General features: G+C 39.3%; 10 protein-coding genes. 1 reads left to right on the forward strand and 9 read right to left on the reverse strand.

The genetic code is table 11. The annotated features are described in order from the left end of the window. Positions 1 to 37 precede the first annotated feature (37 nt). Entirely contained in the window at positions 38 to 1,399 is a 1,362-nt protein-coding gene (gene pmbA, locus CXF71_RS20825) for a metalloprotease PmbA (RefSeq protein WP_101234825.1), read from the reverse strand. Between the two features lie 393 nt (positions 1,400 to 1,792). On the opposite strand from pmbA, the gene yjgA reads away from it, so the two are divergent. Next, positions 1,793 to 2,317: a ribosome biogenesis factor YjgA gene (yjgA, locus tag CXF71_RS20830; RefSeq protein ID WP_101234967.1), complete on the forward strand. Its 525-nt coding sequence runs from the start codon at positions 1,793 to 1,795 to the stop codon at positions 2,315 to 2,317. A 97-nt stretch (positions 2,318 to 2,414) separates the two neighbouring features. Here yjgA and tldD read toward each other — a convergent pair whose 3' ends face one another. From tldD to CXF71_RS20870, 8 genes are all read right to left on the reverse strand, one after another. Then, positions 2,415 to 3,860 carry a metalloprotease TldD gene (tldD, locus tag CXF71_RS20835; protein WP_101234826.1) on the reverse strand — a complete coding sequence of 482 codons (1,446 nt, stop codon included), beginning with the start codon at positions 3,858 to 3,860 and terminating at the stop codon, positions 2,415 to 2,417. Between the two features lie 48 nt (positions 3,861 to 3,908). Beyond that, on the reverse strand, positions 3,909 to 4,784 hold the full coding sequence (locus CXF71_RS20840; RefSeq protein WP_101234827.1) for a carbon-nitrogen hydrolase family protein: 876 nt from the start codon (positions 4,782 to 4,784) through the stop codon (positions 3,909 to 3,911). After that, the gene (locus tag CXF71_RS20845) at positions 4,784 to 8,722 is read right to left on the reverse strand and encodes a YhdP family protein (protein ID WP_101234828.1); all 3,939 of its coding nucleotides are present in this window, start codon (positions 8,720 to 8,722) and stop codon (positions 4,784 to 4,786) included. Before CXF71_RS20845 ends, CXF71_RS20840 begins: the two co-directional genes overlap by 1 nt. A gap of 118 nt (positions 8,723 to 8,840) precedes the next feature. Continuing rightward, a complete protein-coding gene (gene rng / locus CXF71_RS20850; RefSeq protein ID WP_101234829.1) occupies positions 8,841 to 10,298 on the reverse strand; it encodes a ribonuclease G in 1,458 nt (485 codons plus the stop codon). 33 nt (positions 10,299 to 10,331) lie between these two features. After that, positions 10,332 to 10,961 (reverse strand): Maf family protein, encoded by a 630-nt coding sequence (locus CXF71_RS20855; RefSeq protein WP_101234968.1) that lies wholly within the window; start codon positions 10,959 to 10,961, stop codon positions 10,332 to 10,334. 46 nt (positions 10,962 to 11,007) lie between these two features. Beyond that, on the reverse strand, positions 11,008 to 11,487 hold the full coding sequence (mreD, locus tag CXF71_RS20860) for a rod shape-determining protein MreD (RefSeq protein ID WP_101234830.1): 480 nt from the start codon (positions 11,485 to 11,487) through the stop codon (positions 11,008 to 11,010). Beyond that, complete coding sequence (gene mreC, locus CXF71_RS20865) at positions 11,487 to 12,383, reverse strand: rod shape-determining protein MreC (protein WP_101234831.1); 897 nt, start codon at positions 12,381 to 12,383, stop codon at positions 11,487 to 11,489. Before mreC ends, mreD begins: the two co-directional genes overlap by 1 nt. A 175-nt stretch (positions 12,384 to 12,558) precedes the next feature. Beyond that, on the reverse strand, positions 12,559 to 13,602 hold the full coding sequence (locus tag CXF71_RS20870) for a rod shape-determining protein (RefSeq protein WP_101234832.1): 1,044 nt from the start codon (positions 13,600 to 13,602) through the stop codon (positions 12,559 to 12,561). Between the last annotated feature and the right edge of the window lie 134 nt (positions 13,603 to 13,736).

Consider the following 13,736-nt stretch of genomic DNA (forward strand, 5'->3'; position numbering starts at 1 on the left):
TATTCATATATTTATACATTGAATAAATATTTACTTGCTAATGTCCAGCGACTTGCATCTCATCAATGAGAATGGAACCAGTACGGATACTTCCGCGCATATCAACATCAGAGCCAACAGCAACAATGCCTTTGAACATCTGCGCTAAATTACCTGCTATGGTTATTTCACTTACAGGGTAAGAAATTTCACCATTTTCGACCCAAAATCCTGCCGCGCCACGAGAATAATCACCATTTACCACATTTACCCCTTGCCCCATTAATTCAGTAACCAGTAAACCAGTACCTAACGTTTTTAACATAGCGTCGAAATTACCGTTATGACCCTGAGCATCGACCAACCAGTTATGGATGCCACCGGCATGACCTGTGGTAGTCAATCCTAGTTTACGTGCTGAATAACTCGTTAACAAATAGGTTTGTAATGCACCTTGAGTGATGATTTCTCTATCCTGCGTTAGAACCCCTTCACTATCAAAAGCACTACTCGCTAATCCTTTAGCAATGTGAGGTCTTTCACTAATATTTAAAAATTTAGGGAAAACATCATTACCTAGGGCATCAAGTAAAAAAGATGATTTTCGATATAGATTACCGCCACTAATCGCCGCAATAAAGTGCCCCCAAATGGTATTGGCAATATCAGCTCTAAACAATACAGGGACTTTACCTGTCGGGATTGTTTGTGGTTTTAAACGAGAGAGCACCTCTTGTGAGGCTTGCAGACCAATATTTTTAGCGCTTTCTAATAAAGAAAACTCGCGACTTACGGTGTAAGCATAATCACGTTCCATATCATCACCGTCACTCGCAATCATCACACAGCTCAAGCTATGTCGAGTACTCGGGTAACCGACTAATTGTCCATGACTATTCCCGTAAACCTTAAAACCAGAAAAGGTATCAAAATTGGCACCGTCTGAATTACTAACGCGAGGGTCAACTGCTAGTGCACTTTCTTCACATTCTTTAGCAAGTTCAATCGCTTCCTCTGTACTTATTTCATGAGGATGATATAAATCTAAATCAAGTGGGTCCATAGCCAGCAGAGACTTATCAGCTAAACCTGAACAATCATCTACCGAGGTATATTTAGCGATGTTTACTGCAGCGGTAACCGTCTGAATTAATGCTTTTTCTGACAAGTCAGCTGTAGAAGCACTACCTTTACGGCCTTCACGGTAAACAGTGATACCTAAACCACCATCATTAGTAAACTCAACATTTTCCACTTCCCCCATGCGAGTACCGACACTTAAACCTTGTTGGCGGCTCATCGCAACTTCAGCACCATCTGCGCCAAGTGATTTAGCAAGTTCAAGTACCGTGCTAACACGTGCTTTAACTTCGCTGAGTTGTTTCATTAGGGGATCATGCGATTTAGAGGCTAGGGTCATATTGGTTTCTACTTTCTCTTTTCTTTAGTAAGGAGTAATAAGGCTTAAACAGTGACTTAGAATATTTATACCAAACGGATTAATTAATTGAACAACTTAGAGCTTCACTAGCGAGCTTAGAACAAATAAAATGGATTAAACACAGTTATCTCTATATTTCATTCATTTTGTGATGTTATCAGTTTGCTAGTGAGCTCCCAAAGGGCGAGTTTAAAAGGCTTACAAGCAGCGTTATTGATTTTGACAAGGGAATAACCATTCTCTTCAATCAATGCCTTGCCTCTAAGCCTTTCAATTCTCGCTAAGTGGTCAATAAATTAGTCCGATTGGTATTAATTTAGTGATATAATAAGGGCAATTATTATTTATTTTAACATGGTATTAGACATTATTATGCCCCAGTCAGCCAAAGATATCGACGAATCTTCAGAAGAAATGGAAGAAGAGTTAAAAAGTAAAAGTGAAGTTAAGCGTGAAATGCATAAATTACAAGATTTTGCACAGAGCTTAATAGAAATGTCTAAGCATCAACGAAGTCGCTTACCTTTAAGTGATGACATAAAAGATGCCATGATTTTAGCCGATAAGATCTCCAATAAGCATGAAGCTTTACGACGCCACATTCGTCATACTGCGAGAATACTTTTGGAAACTGATCTTGAGCCAATTCACCATGCTATTGAAGTTATGGCTAATAAGCATCAGCAAGAAACGGCAAAATTTGTTCGTTTAGAAACGATTAGAGATGAATTGATTGACCACGGAAATGACGCTGTTGAAGCATTACTTAGTGAGTTCCCAACAATCGAGCGACAAAAAATTAAGCAGTTGATTCGCCATGCAGCGAAAGAGAAAAAGGCAGAGAAGCTGGGTAAGCATTATAAGAACTTGTTCACTTACCTAAAAGAAAATGCTTAAAAGAAAACGAATAAAAACTGTAGATATCTGCAAGCACTACTATTCATAGTAGTGCTTGCTAACTTTTACAGTTAACTCACTTATTAATTCTCGCTAATTACTGCGTGCCTCCAACCGTCATTTCATCTACTTTTAAGGTAGGTTGACCAACGCCAACTGGTATACTTTGACCATCTTTACCACAAACACCAACACCGGCATCAAGTTTTAAATCATTACCTACCATACTGATTCGTTTCATCGCTTCAGGTCCATTACCTATTAAGGTAGCGCCTTTAACGGGTGACGTAATTTTACCATCTTCAATTAAGTATGCTTCTGAACTGGTAAAAACAAATTTACCTGAAGTAATATCTACCTGTCCACCAGCAAAGTTTGGTGCATAAATACCTTTTTTAACCGACTTAATGATATCTTCAGGACTAGACTCGCCCGCTAACATATAAGTATTAGTCATTCGCGGCATAGGCAAATGCGCATACGATTCACGTCTACCATTACCTGTTGGTTTTACGCCCATCAAGCCAGCATTATGCTTATCTTGCATGTAACCTTTTAATATGCCCTTTTCGATCAGTACATTATATTGTCCTGGCGTGCCTTCATCATCAATAGATACTGAACCGCGACGATAGGCTAATGTACCATCATCTACAATGGTACAAAGTTCAGAAGTCACTTGCTGACCAACTTTACCTGAAAATGCTGACGAACCTTTACGATTAAAGTCACCCTCTAAACCGTGTCCAACCGCTTCATGTAATAATACACCAGGCCAACCTGCACCTAATACTACAGGGTATGTACCTGCCGGTGCTTCAATAGCAACTAAGTTAACCAATGCTTGTCTCACAGATTCTTCAGCATAAGCAAGGTAACGTGGTTTGTTATCTCCCGCTTCAACCTCAAAGAAGTAACTGTAATCTGTACGAGCACCGCCACCAGCACTTGCACGTTCTCGTTTGCCATTGTCTTCAACTAATACCGAACAGTTTAAACGAACTAATGGACGGATATCTGTGCCAAAGGTTCCATCGCTAGCGCTAACTAATATAGTTTCATAGACACCTGATAAGCTAGCTATAACTTGCTTAACCCGGCTATCGACTTGACGTGCATGTGCTTCAACTTGATGTAATAAATCAATCTTTTGCTCTTGTGTTAAGCTGCCAAGCGGCTCAACTGATTGATAAACTTCAATCGGTGATTGACGGCTAAACGCTTTAACGCTTGCACCAGTACCACTATCTGCAATACCTTTTGCCGCATCGGCCGCCTGTTGAAGTGCTTCAGGGGTAATATCATCAGAATAGGCAAAGCCCGTTTTTTCGCCTGAGATTGCTCTTACACCAACACCACGTTCAATGTTATATGAGCCTTCTTTAACAATGCCATCTTCTAGGACCCAGGTTTCATGCTGACTCGCTTGAAAATAAAAATCAGCATAATCAACTTTTCGGCCCATCATACTGTTTAGGGTTTTTGACAACATCTCTTCGTCAATATTACTATCACTTAATAAGGATTTTTCAACTATGTTCATTAGGTCTTAGCTCAACTTCTATGTTCTTTCATTATAATCAAATTGCTGCTATATATTCAGCGGCGAGTTCAAAGGCATGCTTTGACGTATGCGTGTTAATTCTTCGGGGTGGTAGTCGATTGAAATATAACCTTCACCCGTTTCAATACCCTGCTCAATTTCGCCCCAAGGGTTAATGATCATTGAATGACCCCAAGTTTCACGACCATTTTCATGAACGCCTTCTTGACCTGCAGCTATAATATAGACTTGATTTTCAATAGCCCTTGCTTGTAATAAAATTTGCCAATGCGCTTGGCCTGTAACTCTTGTAAAAGCACTGGGTACGGTAATAATGTCAGCGCCAGCTTTTGATAGTTGCTGAAATAAAGTCGGAAAGCGTAAATCAAAACACACTGATAGACCAATGTTAGCAAATTCGGTGTTAACAACACTTATTTCTTTACCTGCTTGCGTATAACGAGACTCACAATAACTTTTTGTACCATCACTTACACTAACATCAAATAAGTGAATTTTATCGTATTGTCCTATTAACTCACCATTCGGGTTAAAAAAACAACTGCTATTAGTAAACTTGTTAGTAGATGCCGTTAAGATTGGCACGGTTCCCGCGACTAAATAAACATGAAATTTTTTGGCTAGCTCTCCAAGGGCTAAACATAGATCATTACCACTTGCCGACTCTTTAGCTAAATTTAATTGTTCGCGGTCTTGACCACCAAAATACAAACAACACTCAGGTAATACCACTAAGTGTTGAGTATCTTCTTGGTTATTCGTCATTTTCTCTTCTGAATTAACGCTACTGTTGGAGCAATCAGAAGAGACAGCGGTGATTTTTGCTAGTAACTCAGTTATTTTAGCAAGGTTTGTAGCCACATTAGCCGCTGAAGATAATTGTATCGCACTGAGTTTAATCATTAGTTACTCTTACTAGCCGAGTTTTTGACAGGAGTATCATCGTTAACAGACTCCTCTTGCTTAGCACCTTGGGTAGGCAGCGTACTTTCTACACTAATACTTTTGCTTTTTCTGTCAACTTCCTTAAAGTCAGGATTATCAATAGTGCCCTTTAGTTCAAAGGTAAATTCAGAAACCACCTGTGATTTAATCACCTGATCAATAGCAACGCCTGCTAAAAAGGTAACTGGATTTAGCGTTGCGATCCAAGCTAGCACAGGTAAACTTGACGTTAAATTAGGCTTGTAGGACATATCATAATCAAGCTCACCCGATACCAAGTTAGTATGACCTGTCATAAACAAGTTACCTGCAGTACCGTTCATTTCGGTATTGTCAGTCGATAGCGTGCCTAGCTTTAATTGATAGTCACCCTTGATGCTACTATAAAACATACCATCACTGAAAATATCACGAAAATCGAGTGTTAATTTACGTACTAAAGATTGTAAACTGAGCACTGAAAAAATACGCGCGCCTTTATCACTTACATCGGCTAAATAACCATCATCAAGTCGACCATTGACTGTCCCGTTTAATTGGGTAACGTCAAAGTCATGCAAACCGCCATTCCAATTCAGGTTTAGTTCAATCTCAGCACCACTATCCTTAATGATTGAGTCAAAAGAAAGTGCCTTCATCTCTGACTCTATGTCTTCAACGGAAACTTTCCCCACTAACGCAGTATTTGATTCTTGTTCATTATGAAGCCATCGGCCCGTCAGCGTTAATTGTGTTTTATTACGCTTTGCGGTGAAGTTAGTAAAGTCGATTGTCTGATCATCAATACGCTTAACTTGTACATCAACCTCCCCTAAATCTAACAAGCCAATCGCACAATGATCACAATGAAACGTCAACGGTGGAATATTAGCAAAAACAATATCATTTTCAGCTCTATCTGGTTGCTCAATAGCGAGTGATGAATTAGCCTCACGCTCTTTTGTGTTTTTGGGTAGTTTTAAAAATTCAGCATTAATATCTATGCCTTCTTTTAACCAATCAGGGTAAATCTTTATTTGGCTGCGCGTTTCTTTGGCATTAAGTTGTAATAGCCACCACTGTTTTTTATCTAATAAGTTAAAAGAAACATTAGTGAGTTCCTGCCCGAGTATTTTCAACTGACCAATTGAGCCTCTAATTCTCTTTGGTTTTGCTAAGAAAGGGACTGAATTTTCTTGCGCTGCACTACCTGAGTCATGATTAATGCTGTCAATAATGTCGCTGATTAATGGCTGCCACATAGAAAAGTCGGCTTGGGCAAGCTTAGTGGTGATATGAAAGCCATCACTGGGCAACGCCATAGCACCTTGACCAAACATTAAATTAGCACGGGTAAATGCGGTACTTTGGTGATCTAACTGTCCTGAAAAATGCATTTTATCACCATAATTCAGTACAATCTTAGACTGTGCCTCCGCACCATTAATTTGCAGTGATAAGCGGTTTTCTTGCTCACTGTTACGGTCATAAGGAGCGGGTAATAGTAGCTGAGTATTGGTTAAATCAGAGTCAAAATTTGCCGTGTAAGAAAAGCCCCCTAAGTGGTGCTGATGTAACGACAGTTTCCCTTGCCAAGGTAATTCGCCTTGGGTATAGCGACGCAATTCTTTAGGCACATGAGTCAACCATTTTGACTCTTGCCATAAGGCTGATAAGTTAATGTCCGTATTATAATAATCGGCCTTATCCATACCATTGATATCAAGTGAAACTGGTAGCCCTTGCCAATGTAAAGTTAAATCTTTAGTGCTTATTTTATCATTGCTAAAACTTAGCTGACCATAGACTTCACTAAAGTCCATTTTAGGTGTTTGCAATGCCACTTGATTATTATCAAAGTTAATAGTGCCACTTGCTAACGCTTGTTCATTATTATTAAGTGGTAGGTTTAAATTAAAATCCCCGCTCACTTCGCCATTAATCTTTAACTGTTCTAATACACTGCCAACGCTATCTTTGAACGGGCTTTGATTCATCAAGTCGCCAATATAACTAGCTTGCGTTGGCTTTATCTGTGCATCTACCGTTAAAATTTGACCATGCGCTAAATCAGCAATACCTGCGCGAACTCCTGTGACATCTAATCCTGTTAGTTTTCCGCCGCGACCTGTAATGAGCATTGAGTTATTTGTGAAGTTTAAATTGGCGACAAAATCGGTTATGGCAGGCCAATTTTCAACAAATTTAAATTCTGATTGACTTAATTCAGCATCAACAACAAAAATACCACTGCCATCGGTAAACGGAAAGCGACTGATCGGACCGTTAATGAGTATTTGTGCATTTTCAACACGCCCTGAAACAACCGCTGCGTTTAAGTAATTAACTAAATTATCACTCATAATGGGTAAGGGTAAGTAACGCCCCACTAAGCCAGCATTGCCATTGGTAACATTAGCCAGTAGCGCTAAATTTATTTCACTGTCAATTGGCGCTTCAACTTTAACTTGCGCCGATAAATTAATTTCTTCGGACAGAAAATCTAATGCTTCAACCGTTAATGCCCAGCCCTTGTCATCAAAGACAGCATTTAACTGTCCTGACATGCTTTGATAGGGAAAAGCTTGTACAAACAACTTATCAAAATCTAAATTACCTTGCTCAGCACTAAAGTCTACGGCGAGATAGTTATTTAGATAACTAAGGCTTCCAGAGACATTTTCTAGACCTGGAATGCCATGGCTATAGCTATTATTAAACGCAGAGAAGTTTGTCACTATTTGCAACTCGTTATTTTGGTTACGAATATATAGGTCTTCAATCTTCCCTGTTAACGTCATCTGGGACAGTAAATTTCGCGTTTCTTTTTTTGCTACGATCAATGGCGTAAGTTGTGCCAGCATAGCGACGTCAATCTCTGATAGATGTAAAGAAAAATCACTTTCTTGCTTAGCTAACATAACGCTAAACCTTTGTGATTCTTGCTCATTAAGCTGTAATGATAATGGCGTACTGTATAACTTAAAATTTCGCTCAGCTTTACCTTTTACTAGTAATAATTGCCCTTGGTCTAAGGTTAATTTTTGTTTTTTATTCTCAAACTGCCAATGCATACTGCTATCTGAAAAATTAATTTGTAAGCGATTGACCTCACTACTTGTGACCCGTAACCATGCAGAAAAGTTAATATCAGTCTTAGTTTTATCATCTTCAAGCACTAAAACATTATCCAACCATGGAGTTATATCAATCTGGTTGGCTTGTAAGTACATTTGTCCGGTAAGTTCGCTACCTTTGTTACCCTGTAAGTCTAGTTTCAACTGCAAGTTATTTGAGCTTAGGCCATTGAGTACCACACTACCTTCGGCCTGATGACGTTCACCGGTATTTAACCAACGTAACTGGTTTACTCTTATGCTGCGAGTGATAGCCTTATTGCGTACCGTAATTTGGCTATCAAGAATAGAGAAACGCGTTATACGGTTTAAAAAAAGATCGCTAATAACACTAATATCATCAGCTTCGGTATCTTTTATAAGTTTACCTGAGCTATCGTCATCTTTCTTATCTAACCACAATTTTTCAGAGACATCGGCTGTCGCACCAGACAGAATAAGATTTTTTGATATAAGATTTTGTTGTGAGATAGTACTCCAAAAGTCTACTTGTAGCTCAAGCTGCTTGATGAACACTGATGCTCTTTCAGTGTTCAGTATTTGCACATCACCAATGATCAATATTGGTCCTGACTTTTGCCAAGTCATACTCAGGGTGCCAATAGAGATATTCGTTTGCGACTTTTCATTTAAGTAGTTCTGTAAGGGAAGTCGGTAGTGGTGAACATAAGGTAAAAATAGACGGAAAGCACTAATCAGAACCGCCAACAAGACCAACACAATGGCAACTGTTTTATAAAGGCGGTTTAGCCAGCGGTTAGAAGTACTTACAATGCTCATTAAAACTTAGAGAGTCCTATATTTGTTCTGATGTAATTGCCAAAAGTCTATTAAGCAACGTCCTCTTAACCAGGATTAACAGGTTTAGAGACAAGCCAAGGATTGAATAAAATCGCTATTACATCATAACAACGTCAAATTGTTCCTGATTATACATGGGTTCGGCTTGTACTTTAATCAACTTACCAATAAAAACCTCAACTTCGGCTAAGTTATGGTATTCATCATTGACGATAAACTCACTCACCGCATTTGAAGCATAAACCGTGAACTTATCTGCGTCATGAGCACGATTTACGCGTACTATTTCTCTTAGTATTTCAAAGCACACTGTTTCTACTGTTTTTAAATGACCACGACCAGTACAAAGAGGGCATTCTCCACATAACACATGTTCTAAACTTTCACGGGTACGTTGACGTGTCATTTCGACTAGACCAAGTGCCGAAAAACCATGAAGACTGTATTTTACCTTATCTTTACTCATTGCCATATTTAGGCTGTGCAATACGCGACGTTTATGATCTTCATTATGCATATCGATAAAATCGACAATAATAATACCACCTAGATTTCTTAGTCTAAGCTGCCTAGCAATAACTTGAGTCGCCTCGATATTAGTACTAAATATGGTATCTTCTAAATTACGATGGCCAACAAAAGCCCCCGTATTTATATCAATGGTAGTCATCGCCTCAGTTTGATCTATTATCAAGTAACCACCCGACTTTAGCTCTATCTTACGATGCAATGCTCGCTGTATTTCTCGCTCTACTGAGAACAAGTCAAAGATAGGAAGCTCACCTGGGTAATATTCTATTAATGGTGTTAACTCAGGCACAAATTCTTGGGTAAATTCGACTAAGTCTTTATAGGTGAGATTTGAGTCAACTCGAATACGCTCAAGGTTAATGCCAACAAAATCTCGTAACACTCTAAAAGATAGCGATAAATCTTGATAAAGTGGTAAATTAGTTTGCTTACGTTGCTTGCGAGTTAAAACTTTTTGCCAAACTCTGCGTAAGAATTCTGCGTCATGTTGTAGTTCTATTTCGCCCGCCCCTTCTCCAGCAGTTCGAACAATAAAGCCTTGATGTTCATCACAGTAAGGACTAACGATGTCTTTTAAGCGATCTCGTTCCTTTGCATCTTCTATCCGTAATGAAACACCTGCATGCTGAGAATTAGGCATCAGAACCAAGTAACGCGAAGCAACGGTAATATCTGTGGTTAAACGCGCCCCTTTTGAGCCAAGTGGATCTTTTACCACTTGCACCATAATGTATTGTCCTTCATGCACTAAGGAGCGAATATCAGGTACTTGATCTGTTTCTTCTTTTAAGATGAGTTTGGTATTAATATCGGATGCATGCAAAAAAGCCGCTTTATCTAGGTTGATATCTACAAACGCAGCTTGCATACCCGGTAAAACACGAATAATTTTTCCTAAATAGACATTACCAACAATGCCACGTTTGCCTTGTCGCTCAATATGCACTTCTTGCAATGAACCATTCTCGATTAAAGCAACACGTGTTTCGCTAGGAGTCACATTTATTAATAATTCTGCACTCATAATATCCCTTACTTCAAAAACTTATTTTAAAAATCATTTAGCATGAATGCTGCCAATAAAACCGGCATTAGTCAGTAATTGCGCTGTTTCATATAATGGTAAACCCACTACAGCAGAGTAACTGCCATTAATGGTTTTTACGAATTGTCCTGCAATGCCCTGAATACCGTAACTTCCTGCTTTGTCTTGAGGTTCACCCGTTAACCAGTAGGCTGAAATTTCTGCCGTTGTTAAGGTCTTAAAAACGACCTCGGTAGTGATAACTTGACCTTTTACACTGTTTTTACTGACAAGCGCAATAGCCGTTAAGACTTGATGTTGGTTATCAGACAATAAAGATAAAGTATTAATACACTCTTCTTCACTATGTGGCTTACCCAATACTTTGTCATTAAATACCACACTGGTATCTGATCCTAAAACAAAGGTATAAGCCTGTTCAGCTTCAGGCAATAAATCAAAAACATGTTGAGCTTTCTGTTTTGCTAAGCGTAAAACATAGTTATGTGCTAATTCTGCTTGTTCTTCAGTTTCATCAATATCACTCGCCTGAACGGAAAATTGATAGCCTAGTTGCGTCAATAACTCCCGACGTCTAGGTGATTGCGAAGCTAATATAAGCTTTTGAGTGGTAGTTGTTGAGTTAGCTAATGAGTTAGTCATAAAATTATTTACTGCTGTTATAGCTAGCCCTTGAGGAAATGTTAAATTATTTAATACCAAAGTGACGGCGAATACGGCGGAGCAATAAAAACACCCATGGCCAAAGTACAATCGTAGTCACTACTGGATATAAATAATTAGGTAAGAATACAACATCACTTAAAAAGCGTTGTAACCAGAAAACAACCAGATGATATTGTGCAGAAAGCACACCGACAATTAGCGCTTGCTGCCACACTGAGAAATTTCTAATCTTTTGAAAATTGACGACAATAATATAAACGGATAACGCCATCGCACACGCATGAACACCCAGTACAGAGCCAAGTAACACATCCAGAATTAAGCCCATTACCCAAGCGGTAATTATGTTCACCTTACTTGGTAACGCTAAACACCAATAAACTAAAACGATTAACACCCAATCAGGGCGAAAAGCATCAAAGCTCAGTGGCATAGGTGTAATGCTTGCCATCAAGGCAATAAGCAAGGTAAGCAGAATGATAAAACCATTATTGCTAAACATTATGACTTCCCTGCTGCAGTGCTGATTTTTTTAGAACGAGTACTATTAGTAGTCTGCTTTTTTAACTCTGCTTTCGGGGTATCTTTCGAAAGTAACAACATATAGCGCAATCTATCTATTTGGGCAACTGGCTCACTATATATAGTAGCAAACTCACGTGATTCATCTGTACGTACGAGTACTACACGAGAAACGGGGTACCCTTCTGGGTATTTCCCACCTAAACCTGAGGTGACCAATAAATCACCTTCTTTCACATCAGCGCTATGGGCAACGAAGTTATGAATAAGACGATCAATCTGACCACTACCCGACGCAATGAGCCTTAAGCCGTTCCGCTGAACTCTAACAGGTATTGCATGGGAAATATCACTGATTAGAATAACCCTTGAGCTACTCAAACCAACATGTAAAATTTGCCCAACAATGCCTTTTTCGTCAAGAACAGGCTGTCCTTCATAAACACCATCATTGGCGCCGCGGTTAATAACAACCTGATGAGAATAAGGGTCACCATCAACGGATAGTATTTCAGCGAACATTTTCTTTATTTCATTACGAATTGGAGAAGCGAGCAACGAACGTAATCGTTCATTCTCTAGGCGAACAATATTTAATTTCATCGCTTGTTCGTGAAAAAACAATTCATTTTCACGAAAATCTTGGTTTTCCTGCATTAACTGTCGGCGAGTCACAATGTTTGTTGATGCCCAGTTCATTATTTGTTTAGGTGCATTGGCCATATATTGCAATGGACTGACCAGCGATTGTAAATAGCCGCGGGCAGTTTCGAAACTTGCCATTTTATGGTCGAAAAAAATCAAGGCCACCGAACAGCAAAGCACCAAGATGAGTCGGTGTGCTGGTGATGTACCTTGATTAAAAATTGGGTTCATATAAAACCAGTCACGAGTTGATAGCTATGGATTAAAGCTATTTGAAAAGCATTAGAAAGCGGATATTTTCGAAGGTATTACATTCAAGGACAAGGCAAAGGTACGGAATTGACGTTAGTCAATGAGTACCTTTAACGATGTGATTGGATTAAATAACAATGAAAGTATTCAGCTGTTACTCATAAGAGAAAAGATCACCACCATGCATATCAATCATCTCTAATGCTTTACCACCACCACGAGCAACACAGGTTAGTGGGTCGTCAGCAACAACAACAGGAATGCCTGTTTCTTCCATTAACAAACGGTCAATGTCTTTTAATAACGCACCGCCGCCAGTTAACACCATACCGCGCTCTGAAATATCAGACGCTAACTCAGGTGGAGATTGCTCTAAAGCCACCATAATTGCGCTCACAATACCAGATAATGGCTCTTGCAGTGCCTCTAAAATTTCGTTGCTATTCAAGGTAAAACTACGCGGAACACCTTCAGCAAGATTACGGCCACGGACTTCAATTTCAACTAATTCTTCACCCGGATAGGCAGAACCAATTTCATGCTTAATACGCTCAGCTGTTGCCTCACCTATTAAGCTACCAAAATTACGACGAACATAGTTGATAATGGCTTCATCGAATTTATCACCACCAATACGTACTGATGACGAATAAACAACACCATTAAGTGAAATAATACCAACTTCTGTAGTACCACCACCTATATCAACTACCATAGAACCAGTCGCTTCAGAAACGGGCATACCTGCACCAATTGCTGCAGCCATTGGCTCATCAATTAAATATACTTCACGTGCACCCGCGCCCATCGCAGATTCACGAATGGCACGACGCTCAACTTGGGTAGAACCACAAGGAACACACACTAAAACTCTAGGGCTAGGGCGTAAAAAATTGTTGCTATGCACTTGTTTAATGAAGTGTTGTAGCATTTTTTCAGTAACAAAAAAGTTAGCGATTACGCCATCTTTCATCGGACGAATGGCTTCAATATTACCCGGCGTTCTACCTAACATTGCTTTTGCCGCAACACCTACGGCTGCAACACTTTTCGAACCACCAGAACGGTCTTGACGAATAGCGACTACAGAAGGCTCGTTTAATACAATACCTTGGTCTTTTACATAAATAAGTGTATTGGCGGTACCTAAATCGATTGAAAGATCGTTAGAAAACATGCCGCGTATTTTTTTAAACATAAGCTCAAAATGTCCTGTAAAGTGCTAATTAAGTAGACTCTGCTAACGTGCGAGTAACAGATCGGATAATCATACCTTAGAAGTTAGCTAATGTGTTGCTTTTTTGAAGGAAAGCAGCAAAGAAAAGTTAAAAA

The sequence above is a fragment of the Colwellia sp. 12G3 genome (assembly GCF_002836775.1).
Classification (GTDB): domain Bacteria; phylum Pseudomonadota; class Gammaproteobacteria; order Enterobacterales; family Alteromonadaceae; genus Colwellia.